We start from the raw sequence: 12,035 nt of genomic DNA, 5'->3' as shown, positions 1-12,035 counted from the left end.
TCCACCCCCATGTCCTCCCAACCCACACCCGGGCCGGCCGACCATGCCGCCCCGGCCGGCGCAGCCGACCCTAGCGAACCGCGCTCCCTGCGCATCGAGGACTGGCTCACCGTCATCGTCATGGCGCTGCTCGCGCTGATCACGTTCGCCAACGTGATCGTGCGCTACTTCACCGACTCGTCCTTCGCCTGGACCGAGGAGATCTCGGTCTTCCTGATGATCGTGCTGGCGCTGGTGGCCGGCTCGGCCGCCGTGGCGCGCGACCGCCACATCCGCATCGAGTTCTTCTGCGAAAGCGGCTCGGCCATGCGCCGCAGGCGCCTGGCGCAGCTGGGCGCGCTGCTGGTGGCCCTGCTGTTCGCAGTCATCGCCGTGCTCAGCGTGCGCGTGGTCTGGGACGACTGGCGCTTCGAGGAAACCTCGCCCGGCATCGGCGTGCCGCAGTGGTGGTATTCGGTCTGGCTGCCCGTGCTCTCGCTGCTCATCGCCTGGCGCGCCATCGGCCTGCTGGTGCGCCGCACGCGCCAGAGCGACGTGGAGTACCTGCTCGACGAGGCCGGCGACGATGGCAACGGGGAGCCCCGGCCATGATCGCCACCCTGCTCTTCGTCGCCTTCCTGGTGCTGATGTTCGTGGGCGTGCCCATCGGCGCGGCCCTGGGCCTGGCGGGCGCGGCCGCCATTGCGCTGGCCAACGCCGAGACGCAATGGTTCGGCCTGCTGGCCGTGCCGCAGAACTTCTACGCCGGGCTGGGCAAGTACCCGCTGCTGGCCATCCCGATGTTCGTGCTCGTGGGCTCGATCTTCGACCGCTCGGGCGTGGCGCTGCGGCTGGTGAACTTCGCCGTGTCCATCGTCGGGCGCGGCCCCGGCATGCTGCCGCTGGTGGCCATTACGGTGGCCATGTTCCTCGGCGGCATCTCGGGCTCGGGCCCGGCCAACGCGGCCGCCGTGGGCGGCGTGATGATCGCGGCCATGAGCCGCGCGGGCTACCCCGGCAGCTTCTCGGCCAGCGTGGTGGGCGCGGCCGCGGCCACCGACATCCTGATCCCGCCGTCGGTGGCGTTCATCGTCTACTCGGTGCTCGTGCCCGGCGCCTCGGTGCCGGCGCTGTTCGCGGCGGGCATGGTGCCCGGCGTGCTCGCGGGCGTGGCGCTGATCGCCCCGGCCGTGTGGATGGCGCGCAGGCACAAAATGGGTGCGCTGGAGGCCGACATGCCGCGCCCGCCGTTCTGGCGCAGCCTGCGCGAGGCCTCATGGGGCCTGGCCGCGCCGGTACTGATCCTGGGCGGCATGCGCGCCGGCTGGTTCACGCCCACCGAGGCCGCCGTGGTGGCCGTGTTCTACGGCCTGTTCGTGGGCATGGCGATCCACCGCACCATCGGGGTGCGCGACCTCTACGTGATCCTGCGCGAGGCGGGCGAGCTCTCGGCCGTGATCCTCGTCGTGGTGTCGCTCGCGGGCATCTTCGCGTTCTCGCTGTCCACGCTGGGCGTGATCGACCCGGTGGCCCACGCCATCGTGAACTCGGGCCTGGGCGAATACGGCGTGCTGGCGCTCCTGATCCTGCTGCTCATCACCGTGGGCATGTTCCTCGACGGCATCTCCATCTTCCTGATCTTCGTGCCGCTGCTGCTGCCCATCATGCAGCACTACGGCTGGGACCCCGTGTGGTTCGGCGTGATCCTCACGCTCAAAGTCGCTCTGGGCCAGTTCACGCCGCCGCTGGCCGTGAACCTCATGGTGAGCTGCCGCATCGCCGGTGTGCGCATGGAGTCCACCGTGCGCTGGGTCGGCCCCATGCTGCTGGCCATGTTCCTGGTGATGGTGGCCGTCATCGCCTTCCCGCAACTCGCCCTGTGGCTGCCGGCCAAGCTGGGCTATTGATTTTTCACAAGGAGACCCTTCCCATGAAACTGCGCACCTTCCTCGCCACCGCCGTGGCCGCGGCCGCCGCCGTCGCCTTCAGCACGCCCGCGCTGGCACAGAACTACAAGAGCGAGTACCGCATGTCGCTCGTGCTCGGCACGGCCTTCCCCTGGGGCAAGGGCGGCGAGATCTGGGCCAACAAGGTCAGGGAGAAGACCAACGGCCGCATCAACATCAAGCTCTACCCCGGCGTGTCGCTCATCCAGGGCGACCAGACGCGCGAGTTCAGCGCGCTGCGCCAGGGCGTGATCGACATGGCCGTGGGCTCGACCATCAACTGGTCGCCCCAGGTCAAGCAGCTCAACCTGTTCTCGCTGCCCTTCCTGTTCCCCGACTACGCGGCCGTCGATGCGGTGACGCAGGGCGAGGTTGGCAAGAGCCTGTTCCAGACGCTGGACAAGGCCGGCGTGGTGCCGCTCGCCTGGGGCGAGAACGGCTACCGCGAGATCAGCAACTCCAAGCACGCGATCAAGAGCCCGGCCGACCTGAAGGGCCTGAAGATCCGCGTGGTGGGCTCGCCGCTGTTCCTCGACACCTTCACCGCCCTGGGCGCCAACCCCACGCAGATGAGCTGGGCCGACGCCCAGCCCGCCATGGCCAGCGGCGCGGTCGACGGCCAGGAGAACCCCATCGCCGTGTACCAGGCCGCCAAGCTGAACACCGTGGCGCAGAAGCACATCACCATGTGGGGCTACATCAACGACCCGCTGATCTTCGTGGTGAACAAGGACATCTGGAACAGCTGGACGCCCGCCGACCGCGAGGCCGTGCGCCAGGCCGCCATCGAGGCCGGCAAGGAAGAGATCGCCATCGCGCGCAAGGGCATGGTCGAGGCGGACAAGCCCCTGCTCAAGCAGATCGAGGGCCTGGGCGTGACGGTGACGCAGCTCACCCCCGCCGAACGCGAGGCCTTCGCGCGCGCCACGCGCCCGGTGTTCGACAAGTGGAAAGGCCAGATCGGCGCCGACCTGGTGAGCGCGGCCGAGAAGGCGATTGCCGCGCGCAAGAAGTAACACTACGAAAACAGGAGCCACCAGCGCTTGCCACACAAGCGCTGGCAGCTCTTTTCATTTATATTCGCTGCCCCTGGCGGCCGGATGCTTGCGCGCATTCTTGACGAGCTTGGCGGCCACCGCCTGCTCCAGGTCCACGCCCGTGTGGTCGGCCAGCTGCAGCAGGTACAGCAGCACGTCGGCGATCTCGTCGGCCACGCGCTCCTTCTCGGCAGCGTCGATGGTGAGGCGGCGCGACTCCTCCGGCGTGAGCCACTGGAACAGCTCCAGCAGCTCCGCCGCCTCCACCATCAGCGCCATCGCCAGGTTCTTGGGCGTGTGGTAGGGCTGCCAGTCGCGCGCCGCTGCGAAGTCGCGCAGCTGGCGCTGCAGGGCTTTCACATCCATACCGGGTTCACTTCTTTTTTCATAGCTTCTGGCGCTTCATACATGAGCCTCAGAGCGTGTTTTCGCTTGAATTCTGCTGCAGCGCCCACATGCTGGCGTAGCGCCCACCCTGGGCCAGCAGCGCGGCGTGCGTGCCGCGCTCGGCGATGCGGCCTGCCTCCATCACCACGATCTCGTGCGCATCGACCACGGTGGACAGGCGGTGCGCGATCACCAGCGTGGTCTTGCCCTGCGCCACCTGGCGCAGCTCGGCCTGGATGGCGCGCTCGTTGGCCGAATCGAGCGCGCTGGTGGCCTCGTCGAAGATCAGGATGGGCGGGTTCTTGAGCAGCGTGCGCGCGATGGCCACGCGCTGCTTCTCGCCGCCCGAGAGCTTCAGGCCGCGCTCGCCCACCATCGTCGCGTAGCCCTGCGGCGTGCTCATGATGAAGTCGTGGATGTGCGCGGCGCGCGCGGCCTGCTCCACCTCGGCCTGGCTGGCGCCGGTGCGGCCGTAGGCGATGTTGTAGGCCACCGTGTCGTTGAACAGCACCGTGTCCTGCGGCACGATGCCGATGGCGCGGCGCAGGGACTGCTGGGTCACGGTGCGGATGTCCTGCCCGGCGATGGTGATGCGCCCGCCCCCGCCGACGCCGGGCCGCCCCAAGTCGGCGGCGGCCCCCTCGGGGGGCAGCGAGCCACACGCAGTGGGCGAGCGTGGGGGCTCAATTCCCACGTCATAGAAGCGGTACAGCAGGCGGCCCAGGGTGCTCTTGCCCGCGCCCGAGGGGCCGACCACGGCCACGGTCTTGCCGGCCGGTATCGTGAGGCTCACGCCCCGCAGGATGGGCCGCGCCGGGTCGTAGGCGAAGTGCACGTCCTCGAAGCGCACCGTGGGCGCATCCAGCCCTGCCAGGGCCACGGCGCCGGGCGCGTCGGCCACCTCCTGCTCCTTGTCCATCAGGGAGAACATCTTGTCCAGGTCGGCCAGGTTCTGCTTGATCTCGCGGTAGATCACGCCCAGGAAGTTGAGCGGAATGTAGATCTGGATCATGAAGGCGTTGACCATGACCAGGTCGCCGAGCGTCATGCGCCCGGCCGCCACGCCCTCGGTGGCGCGCCAGAGCATGGCCACCAGGCCCACGGCGATGATGAGCTGCTGCCCGCTGTTGAGCATGCTCAGCGTGCTGCGGCTCTTGAGCTGGGCGCGCCGCAGCTGCTCCAGGCTCTCGTCGTAGCGCCGGGCCTCGAAGGCCTCGTTGTTGAAGTACTTGACCGTCTCGTAGTTCAGGAGCGAGTCGATGGCCTTGCTGTGCGCGGCCGAGTCGAACAGGTTGGCCTGGCGCCTGAACTGTATGCGCCACTGCGTCACGCCCACGGTGAAGGCGATGTACAGCACCAGCGCCGACAGCGTGATGACGGCGAACCAGACGTCGAACTGGCGCGCCAGGATGAACAGCACCAGCAGCACCTCGATCAGCGTGGCCCCCAGGTTGAACAGGGCGAACGACACCAGCGACTCGATGCCGCGCACCCCGCGCTCGATGTCGCGCGTCATGCCCCCGGTCTGTCGCTCCAGGTGAAAGCGCAGCGAGAGGGCATGCAGGTGCTCGAAGGTCTTGAGGGCGATGGCGCGCGCCGCGCCGTGGGTCGCCTTGGCGAACACCAGCTCGCGCAGTTCGCTGAACACCGAGTTGGCCAGGCGCAGGCCTCCGTAGGCCAGCAGCAGCCCCACGGGCACGACCAGCAGCGCCGTGGGGCTGCCGGCGGGCAGCGCCATGGCATCGACGAGCCTTTTGAGCAGCAGCGGCACGCCAACGTTGGCCAGCTTGGCGCCCACCATGAAGGCAATGGCGGCCAGCACCCGGCCCTTGTACTCCCACAGGTAGGGCAGCAGGCGCTGCAGGGTGGCTCCGTCGGAGCGGATGCGTGAGCTGTCGGGAGCGAGGGCTTCGCCGTGGCGGCGCATGGTGGACAATCCGTGAAATCAGCAAAACCAGAGATTGTGCCCATGTCCCAGGATCTCCCCTGCGCCCACACCCAGTTGCCCACCGACAAGGAGCTGGTGCTCAAGGTGATGCCTATGCCCGCCGACACCAACAGCAACGGCGACATCTTCGGCGGCTGGGTCATGGCGCAGGTGGATCTGGCCGGCTCCGTGCTGCCCGCGCGGCGCATCCAGGGACGCATGGCCACGGTGGCGGTCAACGAATTCGTCTTCAAGCAGCCCGTGCGCGTGGGCGACCTGCTGTCGTTCTTCGCCGAGGTCACGCGCGTGGGCAACACCTCCATGACCGTGCAGGTCGAGGTGTATGCCGAGCATGTCCGCACGCAGGGGCGCTACCTGAAAGTGACCGAGGCGTCCCTGACCTACGTGGCCATCGACGAAAACGGCCGCCCACGCCCCATACCGAAGCAGCCCGGCGACGCGCCATAAAAAAAACCGGGAGCGCCCTGCGGCCTCCCGGTTGCAGCGGCGGGGCAGTCCGTCAGGCCGCGGCGAGCGCAGGCGACGACGAAGCAGCCGGGGATGTGGACGAAGACGACGCGGCCTGCGTGCGTGCGCTGCCCACGCCGACCGAAATCTCGCCCGAGAGCTGGCCGCCCTCCTCGATCACCACCTTGCCATAGCGGATCTTGCCGCTGACCTTGCCGGTACTGAAGATCACCAGCTTCTCGCGCACGGTGAGCGTGCCGTCGAACTCGCCGTGGATCTCGGCGATGTCGATCTCGGCAGTGCCGTGGAACGCGCCCTGCTCGGCGATCTGGATCACGCGCGAATCCATGGTGGCCTCCACCGTACCCTCCACGACGAGGGTGTCGCAGTCGGTGATCTCGACGCCCTTGAGCTTGATGTTGGGCCCCACGGTGAGCTTGCTGCCGCCGCTCTCGGTGGTGGTGCTGGAGGCGGCGGGCTTGGCCGTGGCGGCATTGCTGCCGGTGCTGGTCGTGCTGGTCACGCTGCCGCCAAGCACGGAGGACGAGGGTTGGCGGGGCTGGAACGATTCGGTCTCACGTTTGCCAAAGAAAGGGTTTTGCACGGCCATCGGTTCGGTTCTCCTGAAAAAGACCCGCCGATGCTAGAAGTTGCAGCGCGGCAAAACCGCCCTTGTTACGCAAGAACGGTAACCAAACCGCTCGTTCGTTGCATGCGCTTGCAGGGTTTGCAGGGTCACACAGCAAACGCCCTGCTCTCAGCACTTGCTGAAATCCGGGTGCCGCTTTTGGCGAAAGCCCCCCGTCTGTTCACACAGTCCGGCCGCCTGCGGCGTCCGCCGGATTTCAGCACTTGCTGAAATCCGGGTGGCGCTTTTCCATGAAGGCGGAGAAGGCTTCGCGGGCCGCCGGTTCGCGCAGCATGCGGCCGAAGCTCGCACCCTCCTCGGCCATGCGTTCGAGCACCGCGGCGCTCTGGCCCTTCTTGAGCAGGCGCTTGGTCTCGACCAGGGCCGACAGTGGCTTGGCCGCGAGCTTGCGCGCCTGGGCCTGGGCGATCGCGTTGCACTCGGTGGGCGGCACCACGCGGTTGACCAGGCCCACCTCCAGCGCCGCCTCGGCCATGAAGGGCTCGCCCAGGAGCAGCGCCTCGGCCGCGCGGTGGTAGCCCAGCATCTGCGGCACGAGCAGGCTGGACGCCGCCTCGGGGCACAGGCCCAGGTTCACGAAGGGCATGGAGAACGCCGCGTTGTCGCCCGCATAGACCAGGTCGCAATGCAGCAGCATGGTCGTGCCGATGCCCACGGCCGGGCCGCACACGGCCGCCACCACGGGCTTGGGGAAGGTGGCGATGGAGCGCAGGAAGCGGAACACGGGCGCGTCCTCCGTGCTGGGCGGCTGCTGCAGGAAGTCGCCGATGTCGTTGCCGGCGCTGAAGATGGCCACGTCGCCCTGCAGCACCACCACGCGCGCGGCCGCGTCCTGCGCCGCGGCCTCGAAGGCGTCGGCCAGCTGCGCGTACATGGCGGTGGTGATGGAGTTCTTCTTCTCCACGCGGTTGAAGGTGATGGTGCGCACGCCGCCCTCGGCGTGGACCAGGATGTCCTGGGAAATGGTGCTCATGGTCTTCATTCTTTGTAGTAGACGATCTGGTGGCTTGTGGCCAGCACGGTGCCGGCCTCGTTCCACAGGTGCGCGGTCTGGTCGAAAAAGCCGTTGCGGAACTCCTGCGCGCGCGCCTGGCCCAGCAGGTAGCCAGTGCCGGTCTGCGCCAGCAGCTCGCTGCCCGCATGGAAGTACACGGTGATGGACACCGTGCCCGCGGGTACCTGGCGCGCGCGGCGCAGCCACACGCGCGGGAAGAAGACGTCGGCCATGGCCGCCAGCGCGCAGAAGTCCAGCGGCCGCGCGGGTGCGTCGCGCATCCACAGCTGGGTCATGCTGGTGTGGCCGCTGTCGTCCCACTGCGTGGGCAATTCGCCCGTCACGGGCCGCATCTCATAGCGGCGCAGCCATTCGGAGCGAAACGCCAGCCGCACCTGCTTGCACTGCGCGGGCGCGGGAACACAGGGCATGGGCGTGTCGGTCGCGCCCCAGGTCTCGCGCCGCACGGCCGTGACGACGGTGGCCGTGGTGGTGACCACGGGCGCGCCATCGGCGCCGGCCTGCAGGATGGACAGCGTCCAATGCTGCGTGGAGCGGTTGGTGCGCACCGGCGTGGCCTGCAGCGTGAACGGCCCCTCGCCCAGCGCGCCGGCGTAGTTCACGGTGAGCGAGAGCGGCTCGCCCAGGCGCTCGGGGTGCCGCATCACGGCCTGCAGCAGCGTGGCGGCGGTGATGCCGCCGAACGGCCCCACCATGTTCCAGTAGCCGGGCGTGGTGCGGCCGGTGTATTGGCCCGTCGTTTCGGACGCGAGCGCCAGCGCCTCGTCCAGGGGGTGAATGCTGTGGTGCGAAATCATGGTCCGAGTGTGCCGCCAATTTGCAATGGCCGTGCCGTGGGGCCTATACGCGCTCGAAGATGCCGGCCGCGCCCTGGCCCGTGCCCACGCACATGGTCACCATGCCGTACTTCAGGTTGTGGCGGCGCAGCGCATGCACCACGGTGGCGGCGCGTATGGCACCGGTAGCGCCCAGCGGATGCCCCAGGGCGATGGCGCCGCCCATGGGGTTGACCCTGGCCGGGTCCAGGCCCAGGGTGTTCACCACTGCGAGCGACTGCGCAGCGAAGGCCTCGTTGAGCTCGTACCAGCCGATGTCCTGGCTCTGCAGGCCCGCGTAGCGCAGCGCGGCGGGAATGGCCTCGATGGGGCCTATGCCCATGATCTCGGGCGGCACGCCGCGCGCGGCGTAGCTCACGAAGCGCGCCAGCGGCGCGAGGCCGAACTGCTTGACGGCCTTCTCGCTGGCCAGGATCAGCGCGCCCGCGCCATCGCTGGTCTGCGAGCTGTTGCCCGCCGTGACGCTGCCGCGCGCGGCGAACACGGGCTTGAGCTTCGCCAGCGCTTCGAGCGTGGTGTCGGGGCGCGGGCCTTCGTCCAGATTCACGGTGCGCTTCTTCGCCACGACCTCGCCAGTGGCGAGGTTGGGCGAGCGCTCCACGATCTCGAACGGCGTGATCTCGTCGCTGAACTCGCCGGCCTGCTGCGCCTTGACGGCGCGCAGGTGCGATTCCAGCGCGAAGGCGTCCTGCGCCTCGCGCGACACCTTCCACTGCTGCGCCACCTTCTCGGCGGTCAGGCCCATGCCGTAGGCGATGCCCACGTTCTCGTCGCGCGCGAACACCTCGGGGTTGAACGAGGGCTTGTTGCCGCCCATGGGCACCAGGCTCATGGATTCGGCTCCGCCGGCGATCAGCACGTCGGCCTCACCCACGCGGATGCGGTCTGCCGCCATCTGGATCGCCGTCACGCCCGAGGCGCAGAAGCGGTTCACCGTCACGCCGCCCACGGGATGGTCGAAGACCAGGCCCATGGCGATGCGCGCCATGTTCATGCCCTGCTCGCCCTCGGGGAAGGAGCAGCCGATGATGGAGTCCTCGATGGCCTTCGGGTCCAGCGTGGGCACCTGGGCCATGGCGCCACGGATGGCGGCCACCAGCAGGTCGTCGGGGCGGGTGTTCCTGAAATAGCCGCGGCCCGAACGGCCGATGGGCGTGCGCGTGGCGGCAACGATGTAGGCGTCCTGCACTTGTTTCATGGTGAATGTCCTTCTCAGTTTTCCGAAGCGCTTACGCGCTGCCCCTGGCGCATGCAACTGGCGCGCCCCATGCCAGCAGACGCCGTGGAGCTGGCTTTGCCAGGCCACCGGCGGCGCCCCCTCTTCCCGCAGGAGAAGGGGAAAGGCGCGAAGCGACTCAGGGGGATGGTCATTAGTTGCGCACGGGCTTGCCGGTATTGAGCATGCCCAGGATGCGCTCATGCGTCTTGGGCTGGCCGATCAGGTGGCAGAACGCCTTGCGCTCGAGCTGCATCAGGTATTCCTCGCTCACCAGCGCGCCCGCGTCCACGTCGCCGCCGCAGACCACCTCGGCGATCATGCTGGCGATCTTGAAGTCGTAGGCGCTGATGAAGCCGCCGTCGCGCATGTTCACGAGCTGCGCCTTGATGGTGGCGATGGCATTGCGGCCGGCCACGGGGAACAGGCGCTTCAGGGGCGCGCGCCAGCCGCTGGCGGCCATGGACCTGGCCTCGTTGATGGCGACGAAGAGCAGCTCGTCCTTGTGCGGCACGATGATGTCGCTGTCCAGCAGGTAGCCGAGCTTGCACGACTCGATGGCGCTCGTGCCCACCTTGGCCATGGCCGCAGCCGTGAAGCCTTCGGTCAGGAAGGGCAGGATGTCCTTGCCGGTGCTTCTGGCGGCGTTCTCGGCGGCGCGGCGGGCGATGTAGGTCAGGCCGCCGGCGCCGGGCACCAGGCCCACGCCCACTTCCACCAGGCCAATGTAGCTCTCCATGTGCGCCACGCGGCGCGCGGAGTGCACGGCCAGCTCGCAGCCGCCGCCCAGGGCCATGCCGTGGATGGCCGAGACCACCGGCACCTGCGCGTAGCGGATGCGCAGCATCAGGTTCTGCAGCTCTGCCTCGATGCTGTCGATGGCGTCGGCGCCGCCGACCACGAAGGCGGGCATGGTGGCCTCCAGGTCCGCGCCCACCGAGAACGGCGCGTCGCCGGACCAGATCACCATGGCCTGGTATTCCTGCTCGGCCAGCTCCACGGCCTCCATCAGGCCCTCCATGACCTCGGGGCTGATGGCGTGCATCTTGTTCTTGATGCTGGCGATCAGCACCTGGCCGTCCAGCGTCCAGGTGCGCAGCGCCTTCGATTCGGCGATCGTCGTGCCGGCCGTCTGCCAGTCGGGCAGGCTGGCCTCGCCCAGCAGTTTCTCGGGGAAAAGCTGTCTTTCGTAGACGGGCAGTACACGGCGCGCCACGAATTTCTTCAGTGCCGGGCTCCAGGAGCCTTGCGCCGTATGCACGCCGCCGGCCTCGGCCACCGGGCCTTCGAACACCCACTGGGGCAGCGGCGCGCTGCACAGCGCCTTGCCGGCGTCAATGTCCTCCTGCACCATCTTCGCCACTTCGAGCCAGCCGGCCTCCTGCCACAGCTCGAACGGGCCCTGCTTCATGCCGAAGCCCCAGCGCATGGCCTGGTCCACGTCGCGCGCGCACTCGGCAATCGATTCCAGGTGGATGGCGGCGTAGTGGAAGCTGTTGCGCAGGATGGCCCACAGGAAGCGGCCGGGTGCGCCCTCGGCGTTGCGCAGCAGCTTCAGGCGCTCGGCCGCGGGCCTCTTGAGCATGCGGCCATAGACGTCGTCGGCCTTCTGGCCGGCGGGCACGTAGTCTTCGCTGTCCAGTTCAAAGCGCAGGATGTCGCGCCCCGCCTTCTTGTAGAAGCCGGCCTTGGACTTCTGCCCCAGGTTGCCCAGCGCTATCAGCTTTTGCAGCACGGCGGGCGTGCCGAAGCTGCCGTAGAACGGGTCGGTCTCCAGGCTCAGGTTGTCCTGCAGCGTCTTGATGACATGGGCCATGGTGTCCAGGCCCACCACGTCGGCGGTGCGGAAGGTGCCGCTGGAGGCGCGGCCCAGCTTCTTGCCCGTGAGGTCGTCCACCACGTCGTAGGTCAGGCCGAAGTTCTCCACCTCCTTCATCGTGGACAGCATGCCGGCGATGCCGATGCGGTTGGCGATGAAGTTGGGCGTGTCGCGGGCAGCGACCACGCCCTTGCCCAGGCCGCTGGTGACGAAGGCTTCGAGCTGGTCGATCACGCGCGCCTCGGTGGCGGGCGTGGCGATCAGTTCCACCAGCGGCATGTAGCGCGGCGGATTGAAGAAGTGGATGCCGCAGAAGCGGTGGCGCAAGGCCTCGGGCAGCGCCTCGGACAGTTTCGTGATCGACAGGCCCGAGGTGTTGCTCGCCAGCAGCGCGTGCGCGGCCACGTGGGGGGCGATCTTCGTGTAGAGGTCCAGCTTCCAGTCCATGCGCTCGGCAATCGCCTCGATCACCAGGTCGCAGTCCTTGAGCAGCCCCATGTGCTCTTCGTAGTTGGCCGGCTGGATCAGGTCGGCATCCTCGGCCACGCCGATCGGCGAGGGCTTGAGCTTCTTCAGGTTGGCGATGGCCTTCTCGGCGATGGCGCTCTTGGAGCCCTCCTTCGCGGGCAGGTCGAACAACACCACCGGCACTTTCACGTTGACGAGGTGGGCCGCGATCTGCGCGCCCATCACGCCCGCGCCGAGCACGGCGACTTTTCTCACATTGAATCGGGACATGGTTGTTTCGGTGTTCAG

At 68.3% G+C, this 12,035-nt stretch carries 11 protein-coding genes; 4 read left to right on the top strand and 7 right to left on the bottom strand.

Going from position 1 to position 12,035, the window contains the following annotated elements; translation table 11 throughout:
• The first annotated feature begins 9 nt into the window (after nucleotides 1-9).
• The 3 genes from ACX12L_RS11925 to ACX12L_RS11915 are packed head-to-tail and all read left to right on the top strand — an operon-like array spanning nucleotide 10 to nucleotide 2,941.
• Nucleotides 10-591, top strand: a complete 582-nt coding sequence (locus ACX12L_RS11925) for a TRAP transporter small permease (RefSeq protein WP_459262774.1) — start codon at nucleotides 10-12, stop codon at nucleotides 589-591.
• Nucleotides 588-1,886: a TRAP transporter large permease gene (locus tag ACX12L_RS11920; protein ID WP_459262773.1), complete on the top strand. Its 1,299-nt coding sequence runs from the start codon at nucleotides 588-590 to the stop codon at nucleotides 1,884-1,886. The genes ACX12L_RS11925 and ACX12L_RS11920 overlap by 4 nt, the downstream gene beginning before the upstream one ends.
• 23 nt (nucleotides 1,887-1,909) lie before the next feature.
• A complete protein-coding gene (locus ACX12L_RS11915; protein WP_459262772.1) occupies nucleotides 1,910-2,941 on the top strand; it encodes a DctP family TRAP transporter solute-binding subunit in 1,032 nt (343 codons plus the stop codon).
• Between the two features lie 54 nt (nucleotides 2,942-2,995).
• Here ACX12L_RS11915 and ACX12L_RS11910 read toward each other — a convergent pair whose 3' ends face one another.
• Entirely contained in the window at nucleotides 2,996-3,328 is a 333-nt protein-coding gene (locus ACX12L_RS11910) for a nucleotide pyrophosphohydrolase (RefSeq protein ID WP_459262770.1), read from the bottom strand.
• A gap of 49 nt (nucleotides 3,329-3,377) precedes the next feature.
• The gene (locus ACX12L_RS11905) at nucleotides 3,378-5,276 is read right to left on the bottom strand and encodes an ABCB family ABC transporter ATP-binding protein/permease (RefSeq protein ID WP_459262769.1); all 1,899 of its coding nucleotides are present in this window, start codon (nucleotides 5,274-5,276) and stop codon (nucleotides 3,378-3,380) included.
• Nucleotides 5,277-5,318: 42 nt separating this feature from the next.
• Here ACX12L_RS11905 and ACX12L_RS11900 point away from each other — a divergent pair, with 42 nt between their 5' ends.
• Entirely contained in the window at nucleotides 5,319-5,744 is a 426-nt protein-coding gene (locus tag ACX12L_RS11900) for an acyl-CoA thioesterase (RefSeq protein ID WP_459262768.1), read from the top strand.
• A 52-nt stretch (nucleotides 5,745-5,796) separates the two neighbouring features.
• On the opposite strand, the gene ACX12L_RS11895 is transcribed toward ACX12L_RS11900, so the two are convergent.
• From ACX12L_RS11895 to ACX12L_RS11875, 5 genes are all read right to left on the bottom strand, one after another.
• Nucleotides 5,797-6,354: a bactofilin family protein gene (locus ACX12L_RS11895; RefSeq protein WP_459262767.1), complete on the bottom strand. Its 558-nt coding sequence runs from the start codon at nucleotides 6,352-6,354 to the stop codon at nucleotides 5,797-5,799.
• Between the two features lie 235 nt (nucleotides 6,355-6,589).
• On the bottom strand, nucleotides 6,590-7,366 hold the full coding sequence (locus ACX12L_RS11890) for an enoyl-CoA hydratase (RefSeq protein WP_459262765.1): 777 nt from the start codon (nucleotides 7,364-7,366) through the stop codon (nucleotides 6,590-6,592).
• Between the two features lie 5 nt (nucleotides 7,367-7,371).
• Nucleotides 7,372-8,205: an acyl-CoA thioesterase gene (locus ACX12L_RS11885; RefSeq protein ID WP_459262764.1), complete on the bottom strand. Its 834-nt coding sequence runs from the start codon at nucleotides 8,203-8,205 to the stop codon at nucleotides 7,372-7,374.
• A gap of 43 nt (nucleotides 8,206-8,248) precedes the next feature.
• Nucleotides 8,249-9,442: an acetyl-CoA C-acyltransferase gene (locus tag ACX12L_RS11880; RefSeq protein ID WP_459262763.1), complete on the bottom strand. Its 1,194-nt coding sequence runs from the start codon at nucleotides 9,440-9,442 to the stop codon at nucleotides 8,249-8,251.
• A 172-nt stretch (nucleotides 9,443-9,614) separates the two neighbouring features.
• Complete coding sequence (locus ACX12L_RS11875; RefSeq protein WP_459262762.1) at nucleotides 9,615-12,017, bottom strand: 3-hydroxyacyl-CoA dehydrogenase/enoyl-CoA hydratase family protein; 2,403 nt, start codon at nucleotides 12,015-12,017, stop codon at nucleotides 9,615-9,617.
• Nucleotides 12,018-12,035: the final 18 nt, after the last annotated feature.

Source organism: Alicycliphilus sp. T452 (genome assembly GCF_054512775.1).
This window is presented reverse-complemented; position numbering and strand designations above follow the sequence as displayed.

What these genes read in the sequence shown, in the direction of transcription:
- ACX12L_RS11880 (WP_459262763.1), bottom strand. Translation starts at nt 9,442, where the DNA reads ATGAAACAAGTGCAGGACGCCTACATCGTTGCCGCCACGCGCACGCCC.
- ACX12L_RS11905 (WP_459262769.1), bottom strand. Translation starts at nt 5,276, where the DNA reads ATGCGCCGCCACGGCGAAGCCCTCGCTCCCGACAGCTCACGCATCCGC.
- ACX12L_RS11915 (WP_459262772.1), top strand. Translation starts at nt 1,910, where the DNA reads ATGAAACTGCGCACCTTCCTCGCCACCGCCGTGGCCGCGGCCGCCGCC.
- ACX12L_RS11900 (WP_459262768.1), top strand. Translation starts at nt 5,319, where the DNA reads ATGTCCCAGGATCTCCCCTGCGCCCACACCCAGTTGCCCACCGACAAG.
- ACX12L_RS11925 (WP_459262774.1), top strand. Translation starts at nt 10, where the DNA reads ATGTCCTCCCAACCCACACCCGGGCCGGCCGACCATGCCGCCCCGGCC.
- ACX12L_RS11875 (WP_459262762.1), bottom strand. Translation starts at nt 12,017, where the DNA reads ATGTCCCGATTCAATGTGAGAAAAGTCGCCGTGCTCGGCGCGGGCGTG.
- ACX12L_RS11920 (WP_459262773.1), top strand. Translation starts at nt 588, where the DNA reads ATGATCGCCACCCTGCTCTTCGTCGCCTTCCTGGTGCTGATGTTCGTG.
- ACX12L_RS11890 (WP_459262765.1), bottom strand. Translation starts at nt 7,366, where the DNA reads ATGAGCACCATTTCCCAGGACATCCTGGTCCACGCCGAGGGCGGCGTG.
- ACX12L_RS11885 (WP_459262764.1), bottom strand. Translation starts at nt 8,205, where the DNA reads ATGATTTCGCACCACAGCATTCACCCCCTGGACGAGGCGCTGGCGCTC.
- ACX12L_RS11910 (WP_459262770.1), bottom strand. Translation starts at nt 3,328, where the DNA reads ATGGATGTGAAAGCCCTGCAGCGCCAGCTGCGCGACTTCGCAGCGGCG.
- ACX12L_RS11895 (WP_459262767.1), bottom strand. Translation starts at nt 6,354, where the DNA reads ATGGCCGTGCAAAACCCTTTCTTTGGCAAACGTGAGACCGAATCGTTC.